The organism is Paenibacillus sp. FSL M8-0142 (genome assembly GCF_038597315.1).
Classification (GTDB): Bacteria; Bacillota; Bacilli; order Paenibacillales; family Paenibacillaceae; genus Paenibacillus_AQ; species Paenibacillus_AQ lactis.
Window position 1 is genome coordinate 413,023 of sequence record NZ_CP152008.1, and the last position, 19,199, is coordinate 432,221.

General features: G+C 52.6%; 10 protein-coding genes and 1 riboswitch. Of the genes, 7 read left to right on the forward strand and 3 right to left on the reverse strand.

Annotated elements, in window-relative coordinates:
- Positions 1-167 precede the first annotated feature (167 nt).
- Positions 168-350: riboswitch (cyclic di-AMP (ydaO/yuaA leader) on the reverse strand.
- A 574-nt stretch (positions 351-924) separates the two neighbouring features.
- From NSQ46_RS01825 to NSQ46_RS01855, 7 genes are all read left to right on the forward strand, one after another.
- Complete coding sequence (locus NSQ46_RS01825) at positions 925-2,988, forward strand: molybdopterin oxidoreductase family protein (RefSeq protein WP_144877949.1); 2,064 nt, start codon at positions 925-927, stop codon at positions 2,986-2,988.
- Positions 2,989-3,399: 411 nt separating this feature from the next.
- A complete protein-coding gene (locus NSQ46_RS01830) occupies positions 3,400-4,377 on the forward strand; it encodes an ABC transporter permease subunit (RefSeq protein WP_007128827.1) in 978 nt (325 codons plus the stop codon).
- A gap of 25 nt (positions 4,378-4,402) precedes the next feature.
- Positions 4,403-5,302 carry a carbohydrate ABC transporter permease gene (locus NSQ46_RS01835; RefSeq protein WP_144877950.1) on the forward strand — a complete coding sequence of 300 codons (900 nt, stop codon included), beginning with the start codon at positions 4,403-4,405 and terminating at the stop codon, positions 5,300-5,302.
- A 67-nt stretch (positions 5,303-5,369) separates the two neighbouring features.
- Positions 5,370-7,049 carry an extracellular solute-binding protein gene (locus NSQ46_RS01840; protein WP_007128825.1) on the forward strand — a complete coding sequence of 560 codons (1,680 nt, stop codon included), beginning with the start codon at positions 5,370-5,372 and terminating at the stop codon, positions 7,047-7,049.
- 296 nt (positions 7,050-7,345) lie between these two features.
- Positions 7,346-8,926, forward strand: coding sequence for a response regulator (locus tag NSQ46_RS01845; RefSeq protein ID WP_007128824.1), 1,581 nt, complete (start codon positions 7,346-7,348; stop codon positions 8,924-8,926).
- The gene (locus NSQ46_RS01850; protein WP_007128823.1) at positions 8,923-10,767 is read left to right on the forward strand and encodes a sensor histidine kinase; all 1,845 of its coding nucleotides are present in this window, start codon (positions 8,923-8,925) and stop codon (positions 10,765-10,767) included. The genes NSQ46_RS01845 and NSQ46_RS01850 overlap by 4 nt, the downstream gene beginning before the upstream one ends.
- A 254-nt stretch (positions 10,768-11,021) precedes the next feature.
- Positions 11,022-12,296, forward strand: coding sequence for an MFS transporter (locus tag NSQ46_RS01855; protein WP_342576211.1), 1,275 nt, complete (start codon positions 11,022-11,024; stop codon positions 12,294-12,296).
- 235 nt (positions 12,297-12,531) lie between these two features.
- Here NSQ46_RS01855 and NSQ46_RS01860 read toward each other — a convergent pair whose 3' ends face one another.
- The 3 genes from NSQ46_RS01860 to NSQ46_RS01870 form a co-directional block, all read right to left on the reverse strand.
- The gene (locus NSQ46_RS01860) at positions 12,532-13,506 is read right to left on the reverse strand and encodes a LacI family DNA-binding transcriptional regulator (RefSeq protein ID WP_007128821.1); all 975 of its coding nucleotides are present in this window, start codon (positions 13,504-13,506) and stop codon (positions 12,532-12,534) included.
- 48 nt (positions 13,507-13,554) lie between these two features.
- Positions 13,555-16,905, reverse strand: a complete 3,351-nt coding sequence (locus NSQ46_RS01865) for a cellobiose phosphorylase (RefSeq protein WP_342576212.1) — start codon at positions 16,903-16,905, stop codon at positions 13,555-13,557.
- Between the two features lie 99 nt (positions 16,906-17,004).
- Positions 17,005-19,164: a glycoside hydrolase family 3 N-terminal domain-containing protein gene (locus NSQ46_RS01870; RefSeq protein WP_007128819.1), complete on the reverse strand. Its 2,160-nt coding sequence runs from the start codon at positions 19,162-19,164 to the stop codon at positions 17,005-17,007.
- Positions 19,165-19,199: the final 35 nt, after the last annotated feature.

The window sequence follows — 19,199 nt, forward strand, 5'->3', positions numbered from 1 at the left end:
CACCGATTCGATTTGGATTTTGGGTCGTTCTCCCCAAAAAAGCATAAAGCTATGTGGCTTGGGTGAATGGTCAAGGGCCGGGCATGGGATGCATCTCCATTTCGATTTTTTCGATTTTTGGCATAGAAAAAACACAGGTTAGAGCCTGTGTTTTTTGCACAAGTTCACAACCCTCCCATTAACGCCTACGAGGTTAGCTGTCGGATTCGGGCGCGAGAGTCGCCCTACCTGATGCCGCGCGGGACCGGCCGCGGTTATTCAGGATTCACCCCATAGTATGGCTGCCGCATCGGCAGGCATACGCTTTGGTTCCCCCATTTTCCTCTCTGGAAATTCGGCGAATCAACTGTGAGATTATATTGGATTTGAAATCTGAATAGTATATTACGCCTGCGGCATTCGATTGTAAAACGGCCTTTTGCCGCTATTTTCGGCAGTAAGGAACCGAATGATCCATAAGTAAGCGATTACATAGGATACGGACTTTCGCGGGATCATTATTTTGCAGATTTACGCAATAAATCGCTGAATGCGAAGATTTGGAAACTGAAAGCGCGGTAGGGAAAGCAGAAAACGCGGTGAGGGGAAAAGGTAGGCGTGCAGATAAAAGAGGATGCTCCTATCGAAGAAGCAAGCCGAACAGAGCATTCGCGGCCGCTTCTTGAGCCGCCCGTAATGTAAATTCGCCATGCCGTATCTCGGGGGAGGAGATACATGCATGGCGAATTTTTGGGAGTGGTCCATGATATGGCGAGGAGGAGAAAGGGTCTGGGTTTCTCATCCTTGCTCTTGATAGAAATATACCCGGGAGTTCGAGGGGTGAATCACATCTTTAGAAAAAAATGTATGACTTTACGATAAGGCTGATTTTTTTTAAGATAAGGGGATACGAAAGAGGCTGGAGCACAAGGGGGAGAGGACAAATTGATTCATCAGGAACACGGCGTATTTCCGGCGGTTTGCCCGCTGGATTGTCCGGATACTTGCAGCTTGCTGCTGCATAAAGAGAACGGGAAGATCGTAAAGGTTACAGGCAACCCCGACCATCCGATCACGCAAGGCGCGATCTGCAATAAAGTCCGCAATATGGCTCACCGGGTATACCATCCGGAGCGTGTGCTCTATCCGCTGCGCCGGACCGGCCCGAAAGGGGCCGGATTATTTAAGCGGATCAGCTGGGACGAGGCGATCCGGGAAATCGCGGACCGGTACAAGGCGCTGATTGAAACGGATGGTCCGGAAAGCATCCTGCCTTACAGCTTCTACGGGAACATGGGCATCTTGAGCGTAGACGGCATGGACCGCCGCTTCTTCAACAGGCTGGGCGCCAGCAAGCTGAAGCAGTCCATCTGCAATTCGGCCGGAAACGAAGGCTGGAAATCGGTCATGGGCTTCAACGGGGGGACGGTCCCTGAAGACACGGTGAACGCCGATGTGATCATCGTCTGGGGCGGCAATATCGTCAGCACGAACATGCATCAGGTGGTGCTCGCCGAAAAAGCCCGCAAGCGGGGCGCGAAGGTCGTCGTCATCGATGTTCATAAAAATCAGACCGGCCAATGGGCGGATTGGTTCATTCCGCTGTATCCCGGTACGGATGCCGCGCTTGCCGTCGGGATCATGCACGTCCTGTTCCGGGACGGGCTGGTGGATGAGGCGTTCATGGAACGTTATACGATCGGCCATGAGGAGCTGAGGGAGCATGTGAAGACGTACACGCCGGAATACGTGTCTTCCGTAACGGGCATTCCGGCCGACGATGTGGCGAAGCTGGCCGAGCTGTACGGCCGTGCCGGCGTGTCTTACATTCACATCGGCAACGGTCTGCAGCATCATGATAACGGCGGCATGACGGTGCGGAGCATTGCGGCCCTGCCGGCGCTGACCGGGCAGTGGCTCAAGCGGGGCGGCGGGGCCGCCAAATCAAACGGGGGTTACAACAGCATGAACAGCGAGGCTTTGGAACGGCCGGATCTGCGGCCGAACCCGGGTGCGCGCACGATTAATATGAACCGGATCGGGGAAGCGCTGGCCATGACCGAGAAGCCGATCCGCTCGGTATTCGTCTATTGCAGCAACCCGCTGGTGGTTGCTCCGGATACGGAGCGCGTGAAAGAGGGTTTTGCACGGGAGGATCTGTTCACGGTCGTTCACGATTTATTCATGACGGACACGGCCAAGTATGCGGATATCGTATTGCCGGCCACCTCCTCCTTTGAAAGCACGGACCTGTACGCCTCGTACTGGCACCAATACGTTCAGCTTCAGGAGCCGGTTATTCCGGCGCAGGGGGAAAGCAAGAGCAATGTTGAGCTGTTCTCCCTGCTCGGCCGGGCAATGGGATTTGAGGAAGAAGCCTTCCGGGAATCGGAAGAAGAGATGATTGCCCGTGCGCTTGATAATCCCGATAATCCGTATTTAAACGGAGTGACCCTGGACAGGCTGAAGGCAGAGCGCCATGTCAAGCTGGACATGACGCCTCTCGAGAGCTTCCTGGACCGGCTTCCGACCCCTTCGGGACGGATCGAGCTGTATTCGGCCAGACTGGCGGAAGCCAAGCTTCCGCCGCTGCCGACCTATGTGCCGCTGAAGGAAGGCTATGACGGGGTGCGGCGCGGACGGGGGAACCGGTATCCGCTGATGTTCATTTCCCCGCCGAACCACAATTTCTTGAACTCGACCTTTGCCAATGTCGAGAAGCATCAGAAGATGGAGAAGGAGCCGACGCTCCAGATCCATCCCGAGGATGCGGAGCAGCGCGGGATTGCCGACGGCGATCCGATCGTTGTGTTCAACGATCGCGGAACCTACGAGGCTCGCGCCAAAGTGGTGGATAAGATGCTGCCGGGCACCGTGGTCAGCCAAGGCCTCTGGTGGGAAGGCGAGGGCCGGAAGCAGCGGGCCAATGCCCTTACGCCGGACAGGCTGGCAGACATGGGTGAGGGGGCAACCTTCTTCTCGACCGTTGTCGAGATCAAGCGCACATAAGCCGAAGGGGAGGCCTCTCCCCGATATCGGAATATGCGCGAATGCCGTAAGCGGTACGGAGCTAAATGAATGCGCGGGGTGCAGTGCTTCAAATGCGATGGGCAATGCCCTGAAACGATCCATTTAACCGATACAAAAAAAGTAATTGATAAGATCAAGATGCCGTCTATCATTAGGCGGCATCTTTTTTTATGCCGTGGGCAGGCAGACTTTATACTTTTTCAAGCTGTGTCCGTACCGATCATCCGTCAGAAGTATAAAAAATCGCGGGTTTGTTATATAGTTTCACCCCATCGCCAAGGTTAGAATGTCCTTAAGTCCGAAAGACCGCAGCCCTTAGGCTGGCGTTAACGTGTGTCGCAAGGATGTTCGCATGCGCCTTGACTATATTTTTCAAGCGGGAGGAACAACATGTCCCAATCTGCACCGAAACAGCGGCCGGCAACGGTTACCCCGGGGCCCCGAATCCACAGCTCCAGCTTCTTGCGCCGCTTCATGAAACAATGGGATGTCCAGCTTATGGTCATTCCCGGAGTCATCCTCGTCTTCATATTCTCATATTTGCCGATGTACGGGGTGATTACCGGATTTATGGATTACAACCTGTTTACGGGCTCGAGAATTTGGGAGAATCCATGGGTCGGTTTCAAGCATTTCGAAGCCTTCTTCAACGCGCCGGAGTTTGAGCGGCTGATCCGCAATACCCTCGTCATCAGTTTGCTAAAGTTCTTTATCGGCTTCCCGGCACCGATTTTGCTGGCGCTTATGCTGAACGAAGTCCGCCATATGTTCTTTAAACGGACGGTCCAGACGCTTACCTATTTGCCTCATTTTCTATCTTGGGTCATCGTGGCCGGTCTGACGATGTCGATGCTGTCCACAGAGAATGGAAGCGTCAACATGCTTCTGAAAAGCGTAGGTTTGATCAACGAGCCGATTAACTTCCTCGGCATGAAGGAATATTTCTGGTCGATTCTAATCTCGGCGAATGTGTGGAAGGAAATCGGGTTCAACTCCATTGTGTTTATGGCTGCCATCGCAGGGATCGACCCGGCACTGTATGAAGCAGCCGATATCGACGGCGCAAGCAAATTCAAGCAGATTTTCAACATTACGCTGCCTTCCATCATGCCGGTTGTCATTATTTTCATGATTCTTGCCATTGGCAACCTGGTCAACGCGGGATTTGAGGATATCCTGCTTCTCGCAACGAATCCGGTGCTGAGGCCGGTGTCCGATGTTATCGATACGTACGTCTACCGCGTGGGGCTAGGCACACACCGCTATTCCTATGCTGTCGCCATCGGGCTATTCAAAGCTATCGTCAGCGTCACGCTCTTGACGATTGCCAACTACATGGCCCGCCGATCCGGCAACAGTCTGTGGTAAGATTCGCAAGCTTAGGAGGTACAGCATGTTAAAAAGAATCAGCTTCGGAGACAAGGTCATGCTTGCCGTCATATACGTTCTGCTTGGTCTATTGGCCTTCTCAGCGCTCTATCCGTTCTGGAACGCGGTGGCGATCTCCTTCAACGTCGGCGTGGATACCTCCAAAGGAGGCATCACGTTCTGGCCGCGTCAATTCACGCTGGAGAATTACCAGGTGATCCTGCAGGATGAGCGTCTGATCAACGGGTTTATGATCTCGATCGCCCGGACTGTCGTCGGAACCGCCACCTCGATTCTGATGACGGCTATCGTGGCATACGGAATGACCCGCTCTTATTTATATGGTCGGAGCTTTTACATGACGTTCTTTATATTCACCCTGTACTTTAGCGGAGGCTTGATCCCGACCTACCTCCTGATCCGGTCCCTCGGCCTGATGGATACGTTCCTGGTGTTTATCATTCCTTCTATGGTGAGCGTCTGGAATATGATCATCTTCCGCACGTTCTTTAAAGGGCTGCCGGTCGGCCTGGAAGAGTCTGCGCATATTGACGGGTGCAGCAATTGGGGGACCTTTTTCAGGATCGTGCTTCCGCTCTCGGGGCCGGTCATCGCGACCTTGGCGCTGCTCACGGCGGTCGGTCACTGGAACGACTGGTTCCTGCCAAGCATCTATATCACCAACGAGGATTTGCTGCCGATCCAGACGATATTGCGGGAGACCCTGAACGCCAATATCAAAACAGCGCAAAGCTCCGCTATCGACAGCAGCGCGCTTGCGTTGATCGAAAGCTCCAAGAACACCAGCTCGAAATCGCTGACGATGGCGATGATGATCGTGGTCACCGCTCCGATTATCCTCGTGTACCCTTTCGTACAGAAGTATTTTGTCAAGGGCGTGCTCGTAGGCTCGCTGAAAGAGTAATCCTGGCATCGGTTTAAGGCGAACAGCTTTGAACATATATAATTCGAGAATGAGAGGGGTTAAGAGAATGAGCAAGATGAAAAAGCCGCTCCTGGTCATGGCATCGGCGCTGCTGGTGCTCGTTACCGTCATGACGGGATGCACCAAGTCCAACGAAGGCTCGCCGCCGCCAACAAACAATCCACCGAAGACCAATGAACAGCCGAATGAACCGCCTAAAGAAAATACAGAAGATAAGTGGGTGCTGGGAGAGAAGCCGCTCCAGTTCAGCGCATACGCCCATTACCAGGATACCGACTTCCCTAAATGGGAAAGCACGCCGATCGGTAAATATCTCAGCGAGGAGAAGCAGGTCAAGATTGACATGATCAAAGCTGCCGGAGCCCATACGCAAAAGCTGAGCGCCATGATGGCCTCCGATGATCTGCCTGACATGATCTGGACGGACCGGGACCACCCGGACATGGACCGGCTGGAGAAGGCCGGCAAGCTCGTTCCTTATGATGATTATCTGGATAAGTACACGAATCTGAAGACCTGGATGGGAGATGATTTGAACCTGCTCCGTTCGGCAGACGGCAAGCTGTACCGCTTTCCGAACTGGTACTCCTCCCGTCCTTTCGGAAATGCGGGATATGCCGTGAACAAGAAAATCTATGAGGAGCTTGGTTCACCCAAACTGGAAACAACCGACGATCTCTACAACTACCTGGTCAAGGTAAAAGAAAAGTACGGAGACCAAGTGGTGCCGTTCGAGCCGCATCGGGCCCAGGAAAGACAAGGTTTGGGCGTGCTGTACACCGCGTTTGGAGAAGGAGCAAGCTACACGAACCTGAACGCGAATCTGCTGGCGGTTCCGAAAGACAGCAAGCTGACATCGCTGCTAACCGATCCGGTATTCCGCGAAGCCCAGAAATATATTTCCAAGCTGTATCGGGAAAAGCTGATCTCCCAGGATGCGTTCAACCAGACGGAGGATCAGGTTAAGGAGAAGGTCATGACCGGAAGAGTAGCCGTCTATGCTTCGGCGAACCCTACGCTCTTCGCCAGCGAGGCGCACAAGGAATTAACCAAGACGGATCCGAATGCCGGCTACTTCATGATTTGGCCGATCCGGAAGGAAGGCTTGGATAAGAACAAAATTTACCCGGGAACGTATACCAGCTTCGGCTGGAATGCCGCTTATATCACGACGGCTGCCGAAGACCCTGAAGCCATTTTTGCATTCCTTGATTGGTATACCGGACCTGAAGGCATGAATGTCCAGTTCTTCGGTCCGGAAGGGAAGAACTGGAAAGGATTTGATGAAGAAGGCAAGCCGAACTTCACGGAGAACTATGATCCGAAAGAAGTGGCGGAGATTCAAACCAAGAATGATAAAGTGATGTTCGTGGGCAATACCAGCTATATCGACCCTGCCAAATGGAAGTACATGGAGAGCCTTCCGGTTGAGGAGCAGGACTGGGTCGCACGTTATCAGCAGACCATCACCTGGCCGACTCAATTGAATGTGACCGAGTTTACCGGACTAAATCCGCCAACCGATTCCGAGGAAGGCATTATCCGGACTTCGGTGGATGAATTGTTCCTTGAGATCTATGCCAAGTCGTCCATGGCTGCAAGCGACGAGGAAGTCGACAAAATCCTCGACCAGGGCAATAAAGACTTGATGGATCTGGGTTATGACAGGCTCCTGGAATGGCGTACGGTCAAATGGCAAGAAAACCTCGCCAAAATGCAGAAATAATCTAGTTTCTCTTGCTGGACATATTATCCATTCTTATCCCAACGTCCCAAAGAATCCGCGGGTGGATTCTTTGGGATATCTCCGTTTTGATGGAGGATGCTTCAAAAGACAGGGCTTTGTGGTTAGACGTAACTGCCGGTTTCGGCAAGAGAGCGTTAAACATCACGGAATTTACAGGCAGAGAGAGACGAACGGAAGAGCGAGGAGCAGGCGCAGGCGCAGGCAGGAAAGCACAGCGGCTTTCGCAGAAGCGCCGCGGCCTCCTTTTGTGATCGATTTCGAACAGGGGGGATGGCATGTATAAGGTTCTGTTGGTCGATGATGAGGAGCTTGATTTGGAGGGAATGAGGAGGTTTATCCCTTGGTCCGACCTGAATATGGTGGTGAGGGGGAGTGTGAACAACGCCTTGTCGGCATGCGACATCATTGAGAAGGAAGACATCGACATTCTTGTCAGTGACGTAAATATGCCTTATATGTCGGGGCTTGAGCTGGCCCGAATCGCGCTTGAACGCAAGCCGAGCATCAGGATCATATTCGTCAGCGGCTATCAGGAGTTCAGTTATGTTCAGCAGGCGTTATCCCTCAAGGCATACAGCTATGTTCTGAAGCCAATGAACGATAGCGAGCTGGTATCCTCTTTATTGAAAGCAAAGCGGGATTTGGATGAAGAGATCAAGCAGCGCGAAGTGGAAACGGCCTATCAGGAAATGATCCCGATTGTCAAAAGCGACATTCTGATAAGGCTGCTGGAACGGGAGGACAGTGATGACAGCGAAGCACTGGCCAAACAGATGGTATCGTACGGGCTTGACCGGATGCATTGGCCGGTGCGGGTAGCGGTCATCGAGCTGGACAATTTGCCGTGGGAGCAGGCGGGAGGGATGTCCTCGCAGCGGGAGACGACCCGCAAGTTTTTGCAGCATGTGCAGGACAGCGTATTGGCCCTCGGGATCGTCACTTGGTGCAAGCTGTCCTCCCAGCGGATCGCGCTGCTGTTGGAGGAAGCCGAGTCCGACGCTATGGTACGGGACTTGGTTGACCGGATCCGTCGGCAATTGCCTGCAACCGTCACCGCTGGAATCGGCGGAACCGCTAAAGGGCCGGATGATCTTCAAGCATCGCACAGGCAGGCCGTAGAGGCGGTGGAGGGCAAAATGTTTTTGGGCAAGGGCACCGTGATCAAGTACGAGGATGTACGGGCCGAGCCGGCCATGCTGGATGCCCGGATGCTGGATGAACGGATGAAGAGCCTGCTTGCAGCGATGGAGGATTACGAGCTGGTCCGGATTTGCGATGAGCTCGATAAATGGTTTGATTCGGTCAAGAGACTGCGTTCCCGATTTACCGTACACAATATGTCCAGCTATATCATCTGGAAGCTTGATCAATATTTAAGCAGCAAAGATGAGGATTTGTTCGAATTGCTCGGCATGGAGATGCAGCACTTGGATATTCTGATGCAGTTTGAGACGGTGAACGATATCCGGGGCTGGCTGGTCCGGCGCATGTTCGAAATATCGGAGAAGCTGTATGAGAAGGCAAACAGCAAGGACAGCAAGTTCATCCGGAGCGTGATCAGCTTTATCAAGGAGCATATGAGCGAAAATATCACCATTCGGGATATCGCCCAGCATTTTTCCTTTTCACCGAGCCATATCGGGTATTTAATCAAGGAAAAATCGGGCCATACGTTCAATGAGCTGCTGGTGCAGCTTCGGATGGAGAAGGCCTGCGAGCTGTTAAAGCAGCCCGGCATGAAAATCTATGAAGTGGCCGATCAGGTGGGGTACCGGTATCTTCCTTATTTCAGCAGGCAGTTTAAGGAAAAATTCGGCATCACACCGCTGGAATACCGAAAGAGAGAAAGCGAATGATCCGCCGATTCCTTCAACCCGGACAACGCAAAGGCAGCGGGACGGGATACATACCGATCGGTTACAAGCTGATGCTGTCGTATCTGGCGTTTATTATCCTTTTGGTTTCCGCGAACTTTTATATATCCCAGACCATGTACGACGAGAGCATGCGGAGGCAGACCCGGAAGAATATTCAGGGGACGCTGGCACAGATCCGGGATAATGTGGCTTACAAGGTCGATGATATCGTTCAAACCTCCGCGACTTTATACAATGACTCAAGCCTGATCCAAAGCGTGAAGCGGATGGACGAGCGGATGGACAATTATAACCGGATGAATAAGGTCATCATCCCGAAATTGGAAAGCGCCTCCAAAGCAATCGGACTGAATCTAAGGCTGTCCGTATACTTCCATAATAAGAGCTTGGACGAAATATACCGGCTGTGGGGAGGACGCGAAGATTACAGTGAACAAACCTACAATGTCTATCATATGGAGCGCATTTATAATAAGCGCTGGTATGAAGAGCTTCCTGAAGAGAGCTACAACAAAACCATGCTGTGGCGGCAGGTCGAGGAGGATCAAACGGACGGCAGAATTTCGCTGATCCGGCGGATCGTGGATATGGGGAACCTGCTCGAGATCAAGGAAGTGGGAATCATGCGGTTCAGCGTCCGCCTGTCCGAGTTGTTCGAAAGCGTAGATTACAAGAAGCTGGGAGAAGGCAGCACGCTGACGGTGGTCGATGCCTCCGGGAACGTCCTTTATTCCTCCGGGAGACCGGGCGGGGGCGTTCAAGCCCATGGTCTTAAAACCGGTATGGACCCGCTACCGGCGGCAGACGCCAAGAACAATGCTTTGGTCTTGGAGGAACAGCTTCCCCAGCAGTCCTGGAGACTCGTTGCGGAGGTCCCGCTTCACATTATCGAGCAGGAGGCCAAGCGCGTACGCACCGTCTTTATTCTTATCTGTTTGGCGTGCGTCATTCTATTCGTCCTGACGGGATTTCTCATGTCCCGGTATCTGTCCATTCGAATTACGAAGATCGTATCCGTGCTGAACGCCTTTCGGGAAGGAAACCTGAACAAGCGGATCAAGTACCGGGGACGGGGAGAATTTCCGCAGATCGCCGATGCGCTCAACGCCATGGGGGAAGATATCGAAGCGCTTATCAATAAGGTGTATCTTACCCAGCTTCAGAAGAAGGAGGCGGAGCTGGAGATGCTGCAGGCGCAGATCAATCCGCATTTCTTGTATAACACGCTGTCGTCCATCAATCAGCTGGCCAAGTTCGGCGAGACGGAGAAGCTTCAGCAGATGGTGGTCCAGCTGGCGCAGTTTTACCGGCTGACGCTGAATTCCGGCCGAACGATGATCCCGATCGCCGCGGAGATCGAACAGGCTTCGGCTTATCTGGATATCCAGAAGGTGAAATACGGTAGGCGCATGGAGGTTGCCTTCGACATCGATCCGGACATCTGGCCCTACGAGACCGTCAAGCTGATTTTGCAGCCATTCATCGAAAATACGCTGAAGCATGCTTGGAGCGGAGACCGGATTCATATCCGGGTGCTGGTGAAGAAGGAGGGGGACACGATCCTCTACCGGGTCATCGACGATGGTCTGGGCATGAAGCCGGAACGCATCCGCGAGATCTTCGATCCGGGGGATCACAGCCATGTCGGCTGCGGCATTCGGAATATCGACGAGCGGGTGAAGCTGCATTACGGCCCCGAGTATGGCGTAAGCATCTTTAGCCGGGTCGGCATCGGAACCTCGGTACAAATCCGGATTCCTGCGAAGAGGAGACGGGGGCACCGGAGCGATGAGCGGAAAACGGAGCAGCAGGGCAGCTGAAGCGGTCCTGTTTCGCTGCTCGATTAAAGCGTCACTAAATGTGCTTGCGAAATTACATCGCTTTCGGCGATACTAGAGATTGGGCAAGCACAAAGTTACAGGTTATGTAAACTGCAGCAGAAGCGGGAGTGGCATCCTGCCCATTGCCCTGCGAGTGATACCTATTCAAGCCCGCCAAGGGCTTTTTTATTTGGATAATGATCATGGCATTAACTGCTGAATACTGCTTGCGAGGCTGCTGGGAGATTGAGACGATGAAATGGTTGGAGCAGTACCCTAAGGAAGTAAAAGGTTTTCTTGTGGCAAGTCTCGTGGCCTCGGCCGGCGGCTCGCTCATGTGGCCGCTCACCACGATGTACGTGTTCGACGAATTGGGACGGAGCATGCAGGATGCAGGCTTCGTCATCCTGATTCAATCGCTTGGAGGAATCGCCGGTCAGCTGGTGGGCGGGGGCTTGTATCACAGGGTCGGCGTGAAACGGCTTATCGTGGGCTCTCTCCTCTTGAATGCGCTGGGTTTGTTCACCCTGCCGTTCATTAACGGCTTATGGGGCTTGTTCGTGGCGATGATGGGCTTCATCGGCTTTTGCAATGCCGTATCGATGCCGGCGATCCAGGCGTTTATCGGCTTCCGGTTTGCCGATCGGCGCGGGGAGCTCTTTAATGTGATCTATGTAGCGAATAATATCGGCGTTGCCCTGGGCACCGCCATGAGCGGATTTCTGGCGGAAATTTCGTATCACTTGAGCTTTGTGCTGAACGGCGTGACCTCGCTCGGCTTCGCTATCTTCTTCTTGTCCTATCTGACCAAGCTGGATGGCGGCGCCGTGCAGCAGGAAGACCGGCACCCGAAGCTGAGGGCGCCCCTCGCAGCAGGGCCAGGGACATGGGCACTTCTCGGGCACACGCGCATTTACCTCTATATGGGGCTTGGCTCGCTGTTTCTCTGGTTCGGCAATTCCATCTGGAACACGGGCGTGTCGCCCTTCATCATTTCGGAAGGGATGTCCAAGACTGCTTACGGCTATCTGTGGACGCTTAACGGCATTCTGATCTTTGCGGCACAGCCCGTAACCAAGCTGATCAAGCGCTGGTTCGCCCGGACGGAGAGCAGCCAGATGGCCGTCAGCGCCTTATTCTATTTGTCCGCCTACCTTGTCATCGTCGCCATGCACAGCTATCCGGGCATGGTGCTGGCGATGGTGCTGGCGACCCTTGGCGAAATGCTGATCTCGCCGGCGATTCCGGCGTTCATATCGGAGCGGGCCGGCCGGGCGGCCCCGTTCTACATAGGCGTAGCCGGAGGAATGGGGGCAGCCGGGCGGGTGCTTGGCCCGTACGCGATGGGCACGATGTATGACGGCGGCGGATTGACGCCGGTGGCTTGGCTGGCCGCAGCCACGGCGGTGCTGTCATTCGCCTCGTTTGTTGTCCATGCCCGGATCAGCCGCAGCGTCATCCTGGGTGATGACGGCCGTTTACAGGTGGGCGGGCAGCGAGGCGTTTCGAAGGAAACCCTGCCGCTATAAGTGATTGCTTCAAGCAAGACGAATGCTAATAAGGTTGGATAGAGAGCAGGCCGGGTGGCCTGCTGAATTTCAAGTCGTCAATGCCTCCGTCGACGCCAAAAGACAAGGAGCTAAGCGAGAATAAATCGCTTAGCTCCTTAATTTCTTTCGAATACCATCCTACTTTATTGCTGCGGGGGTTCCAAATTTTCTTTTGGGACACCCCTCTTTAGATATTTATATTAGTACTGTTAAATTATTTGACGGCGTATCCAACCGATTCGCCTTCGACCAGGGTGACGTAGATGCGTTCATTCTCAACGGTATCCCCAGCGATCAACTTGATCAGCTGCTCGGCTGCAAGGGCCCCCCACTTGCGTTTGGAGTAATCGATCGTTGCCAAGCGCGGCTGCATATAGCGGGTCAGCTCAATATTATCAAAGCCGATTAAATGAATCTGCTCGCCAATGACCAGAGAAGAATTTTCGGTTATTTGGTTGCAAAGCCCGATGGCCATCTCATCATTTAGGCAGAATACGGCTACCGGATCCTTATAGTCCGCTATGATTTGTTTAGCCGCTTTTTCACCGCCGCTTTTCTTGAAATCTCCCTCGATTTCGATCCACTCGATGTGATCTACCCGGTCCAGGGCCTGTTTAACGGCCTTCATTCTCTGCATGGAGTCGAAGGATCCCGGCGGACCGGTAACGATATACATCTTCTGATGCCCGCGTTCGATCAAATATTCCATAGCGAGCGTAGCGCCTGCTTTATTGTCTAGAAGCACCTGATTGATGTTTTTGTGATCGAGCTCGCGGTCTAAAACAACGATTTTGTGATTGCGATCCGCATATTCCAGCAGCTCTTCGCTTTCGAAGGCCTGATCAAGAATAATGGCACCGTCAATCATCCGCTCGGGAAGCATTCGGTGGGACTGCTTGCCGCTGCATACAATCAGATCATAGCCTTGCGTGTTGGCGACTTCCTTCATGCCATCCAGCAGATCTCCGTACACTTCTCCTTTGAAATCCGTCAGAAAGACGCCTATGATTTTGGACTCTCGCTTTTTAAGCGTTCTGGCTGCCGCATTCGGTATATAGTTCAGTTCCTGAGCGATGGCCAAAATTCGAGAGCTCGTCTCATCCGTCACTTTACTGCTGCCGTTGAGGGCATAAGATACGGTCGATATCGAAACACCGGCTTTTTTTGCGATATCCTTAATACTTACCAATTTTGCTCGCTCCTTCGTTCATAAACCAATCCCTGGCGGGATTGCAGACTACATGAAGATTTCAATCCTGTTCCGTCCCTGAATCATCTGTTCGAATTGCTGTCTGGAAACGCGTAGACCGCCTTCTCGGTAAGGGTTAGTGATACGCTCAGCTGTCAGCTCGGTCCCGTTCATCACAACGCGGCTGATGCTGTTGCCCGTAACGTGGTAGATAAAGGTTACCTTGGTGCCGGCGAATTCATAGTCAAAATGAAGTCCGTCCATGCTGACGGGTATAACCGGATCCAATACCAGGTCGCCGCGATCCTGACGGATGCCGAGGGCGTTTGAAATTAACTGGTTCATGTAGATCCCCGGTCCGCTGGAATAAATTCGCCAGCCGCCCTTGACCTCCACTTTTCCGCTGCGCAAGTCATCAAAATGCTCTTGAGCCTCGTAGCGGGTATTGAACTTGCCGTCAGAGCTGCTGAAATAAGCATTGCTCTGGCGAATTGCCGCATTCGGTACCACCTCTTGGATACCGACAGGGTTAATCGTTTCAAGCCCTTTCCATACATCCTCTCCATGTCCAAGCTTCGCCATCGCTTCGATGTAACGGATATGGGCATGGACATATTGTAAGCCTACTTCGCGCCCGAAATTGGAAGCCTGTTCCGCCCGCTTAAAATGTGTGCTAACGCCGCCTTTATAAGAGGCTGGACGGTTCATCAGACGCACGCCGTCCGGGAACAGCAATGTACTCTGAATAAGCTCGTAATGGGAACGGGCTTGCTCCGGTTCGAGGAGTTCGGCAATCATGCTGCGGGTCATGGGGAGCAGCCGGTACTGTATACCGGTGTCCTGGTCCTCAGGGTGTAACATAAGCTTAGGTTGTTCCGGATCCTCGAGGTAGAGGAATCCAGGTATAACATCATTGTTCAGCATGTACCTCTTGAAATCCTGCCCGATATTTGCTGCAATATCAGATATTGTGTCTGCCAGTTCTTGATCAAACGATTGCAGAGCTGTAGAGAGCTGCTTCATCGTTTGATAAGTCAGGGCTACTGTCCAGCTGCTGACCATAAACTGCTTAAGCTGCGCATTGGCAGGCTGGAGGGTATCGTCCCAGTCACCGTCTCCGTAGGAGGATAGATGGGTATCATGCAGAAAATGACTGCGTATATATTCGATTTCTTTTTTGGCATGCTCCAGAATCGACGCTTTATTCTCCGTGAACTGGAAAGAATGCTTCAAAGTATAAGGAACTTGTTCATCCAGGATGCTGAAATCCTGCGTGACCGTTAAATAGTCGCTTAGTACTTTCAGCGGCCATACAATGATGTCGCCGTGGCTCTCTTCCTGCTGTATGGCGAAATACCGGTCAAACATAAACCATTGCGGCCAGTTTCCGCCATCCTCGTATTGATGACAGTATACCATTTTGAGAATATCTCTCACCTGCTCATATTTTTGTGTAGCCATAAAATATTCGACAGGTCCCTGACAGACATCACGTGTTCCCCAGGCTGCGCCTCCGTATTGCTCCAAGCCGTGAGGAGACGAGTAATGGACGAACATATTATGCGTATACCACCAGGCTAGTGCGTTTACTTTGAATAATGAATTTGCATCATCTCCGGGACGCGTGAGATGGAAGCCGTTCATGACGCGGCGATAGTATTCGCGGTAACGAATGATTTCTTCGGATGCGCTGCGCGGCCGGTCTGGAATGGTCTTGCCCTCCAGCAGGCCTTGGATCGTAAGCGTCCAATCGCTTGTGCGATCCAGACGGAGGGTTACCAGGGAAGAGGAGCCCGGTGCCACACCGTCAGCCATCGTCGTTTCATCTCCAACCGTTACCTTTGCACCGTCAACCCAAAGGCGGTATTGCAATTCCGGATAAGCTTTGGCCGATACAGGATTCGTATCGGAGTGGAACGTCAGCACTCCGGCTTCTTCTGTCATGTGTACCGGAGTTTCGTACTCATTAACGTTCATCGTCACATGATTCGTGACTAGATAATTGTACGGGATTCCATTCTCCGATCGGACATGCAGCCGCACTTCGGGGGCATCCAGCACCGTATAGTTCGTAATGATCAGCATGTCGTCTTCCGTTTTATAGTACCAGCGAGCATAGTTAAAGCCGATTTCGAACATAGACGGCATCGTCAGCAGATGATACGTTCCGTCCTTTTCTACATAAATCCGCTGGCCCGACGTTTTTGGCACATTGAGTGCGCTGCGGGAATTGCTCATCATTTTATTCATATTCGTGTTGCCAACCACGACATGGGAGTTGAAGATGCCGTACATGAAAGAGGTAGTTGCCATCACTTCAGCACCGAGCTTCAGGTTGTCGCCGCTCAACAGAATATGCCCATGCGGGCGTTCAACGAGCATTTCTTTTTGCTTCAGAACGATATGTTCATAGGTATCTGTGAAGAAAGCCAGCAGGTTACCCTGATTTCGCTCCTCCTGATGTCTGCTGCCTACTGGAAAACGCGCACTGATTTCTTCTTCGGACAACTCGAGCGCTTGCAGCGGTTCGCCGATGTACGGTTTAAGACGAGTGGCGGGGAGGGGCTCGAGCTTATGCTTGGAAGTCTGATTCTCATAGGACTGCCAAGCTTGCTGAACCTCCGTTAAGTATTCAAGCTCCTCAACAGCAGCCGGGTGATCTCCTTTAAAGAGGCCATAAAATACAAAACGCTCTTCACCGTTCAAGGTCTTCTGTTCAGACTGGAGTCCGGTATAGGCAAATTCATATTGGTACACTTCACAGGCCAGTTTCTCCTGATTCAGGGAGACCGGCGTGTTCGTTTCCTTGTACGAAAGTCCGAAGAATTGAAAGCCGTCCGTTGAATATGCTGAAGCTCCCGAAAGTGAACCTTGCTGGAGATAAGGGAAGGCACCGCCTTGGGGTTGGTTTTGGCGGGAACATACCACATAACCCTGTTCACTGTGCTCAAAGACGCGGTAATCAATATATTGGGACAGATAAGCTTCATTGCTGCGAACCGCTCCAATGTCAGCAATTCCTACATCCTGTCCGTAGATGATGTCAATGACTTGGCCTTGTCCACGGGTCTGAACATCCCAGAACCAGATGCCCTCCGGCTGGAGTACGAACGAAACCTTGTATTCCACGTCTTCCGCTGTACCCTCCCAGACGATCATTCCTTTTCCCGTGCTTACTTTACTGGAGGAATGAATACCGAGCAGGGGATAACTGGTTATGCCCGCTTCATTGTGAATTCGCAAATAGATATTGTTCATGGAGCCGTCCAGCGGACTGGAGATCAGCTGATTGATCATTGTATTTCCGCTTACGGCTTTATATAAGTCACCGCTTTGCCAGAAACTAAAGCAAAGATCGCCCGCCTGAATGTGAATCAGATCCTGTGTAATGGTTGTCATAAAGTAGGTCACTCCTCCTATCCTGGCAGTAACCGCCAAGTCCGGCGGCTATGCCAAGGCAGTTGTGATGTAGTTTAAAAAATCGATATTGTAATAGATTTATACAAGCTTAAAGGAAGCCTGCAGGCAATCCCGGCTGTTAGGACCGACAAACAGTTGGAAGCGGCCCGGATCACTAGTAAAGCTGAGATCACTGTGATGGTAACGGAGCATATCTTCGCTAATGGTGAATTCGGCGATTTTGCTCTCGCCCGGTTGAAGCTTCAGCTGTTGGAACCCTTTCAGCTCGCGCAGTGGCCGAACGACTTCGCCTGTCATATCCCGTATATACAGCTGAACGGTTTCGACACCCGTTCTTGCACCCGTATTGGTCACCCGAATCCGCGCCGTAAGGTGCTGATCTGCTGTGATCTCGCTTCTGGACAATTGAAGCTCACCGAATTCAAAGGTGGTATAAGACAGGCCGTAGCCGAACGGGAGCAGAGGCTCATTAGGACTGTCGATATATTTAGATACATAGCGTTCGCCGGTTTTGGAAGGGTCCATAGGACGGCCTGTGTTAAAGACGTTGTAATAAACCGGAACCTGACCGACGGACTGCGGGAAGGACATGGTGAGCCTTCCGGACGGATTCATGCGGCCGATCAGCAGATCGGCAATGGCTGCACCGCCTTCGCTGCCCGGGAACCAAGCTTCAAGCACGGCATCCGCTTCATCGAAAATACCTTGCAGATCCAGTGGACGGCCGTTAAAGATGACAGCAGCAATAGGCTTGTTTAACTGCTTCAGATGTTGAACCAGCTCAAGCTGCGCTTTTGGCAGCGTAATATCCGTGCGTGAACCGCCTTCACCGCTCATTTCGGATTCTTCGCCGAGTGCCAGAACGATGACATCTGCTTCACGGGCAGCGTCCAGTGCCAATTCCAGCTGCTTTGCGTCCATCGAGTCAAAATTGCATCCGGCGGTGATGGTCAGCTTGCCGCTGATGCGTTCTTTCATGGCCGTACCCAGCTTTACGGCATCTTCCTTGGCGCCGACACAGGACCACCATCCGAGGATGTCCTCCTGGTCTGCAAAAGGGCCGATCAAAGCGACATTGGAATCAGGTTGAAGAGGAAGAACACCGTTATTTTTTAGCAGGACGCTGGACTTCACCGCCAGATCGTAAGCTGCCTGGCGATGCTCGTCACAGAAGAGCAGCTCGCGCTCCCGTTCCGGATCCGCTCCCCGGAACGGATTTTCGAACAATCCCAGCTTGTTTTTCAGTTGCAGAATACGCATGACGGCCTCATCAATCAGCGATTCATCGATGAGCCCGCTCTTGATCAAATTCGGAAGATGATGGACGTAGCAAGGGGTCATCATTTCGATATCGACGCCTGCGCGCATCGCCCGGTAGGCAGCTTCACGGTCATCCTCTGCGGCCCCGTGGGCGATCATTTCCCGAATGGATGCCCAGTCGGATATGAGAATCCCGTCAAATCCCCACTCATCACGCAAAATACCGCGCATCAGCTTCTCATTGCCGGAAGCAGGAATGCCATCAACGGTATTGAAAGAGGCCATCACCATTTCGCAGCCTTCATCCAGCGCGGCCTTATAAGCAGGGAGATAATATTCGCGCAGTTGTCTCTCCGACATGTCCACCGTGTTGTAATCACGGCCGCCCTCCGCAGCCCCGTACGCGGCAAAGTGCTTGACGCAGGCGGCCAGGCGTTCGTTATCCTCCGCCAGCGCGCTTCCCTGGTACCCGCGCACAAAAGCTCTGGCGAACAAGCTGTTCAAATACGGGTCTTCGCCCGTTGTTTCCATGACTCGTCCCCAGCGCGGATCGCGTACCAGGTCAACCATTGGAGCGAACGTGACATGGATGCCGGAGACGGCGGACTCCCGTGCGGCAATTTCTGCACTTTTCTCGGCAAGCTCGAGATCCCAGGAACAGCCGATGGCAAGCGGGATCGGAAAGATGGTCTTAAACCCGTGCACCACATCAGCCATAAACAAGAGCGGAATCCCGAGACGGCTGTTCTTCATATAATTCTGTTGTAATGCTATGATCGAAGCGGCTCCTGACAGACCGAGAACCGAACCGCTGGCACGGACCATGTCTGTGGTGAGCCCCATTTCCTCCATGGGCCCTGTAATTTGACCCTGATCTTCCGTGCCTTCATGGAGATTAGATGTAAGCTGCAGCAACTGTGCTATCTTTTCTTCTAGCGTCATCTTTGTTAAAAGGTCGGTTAACTGCTTCTGGTCCATGTATTTCCCTCCACTTCTTTATATCTACGAGAATA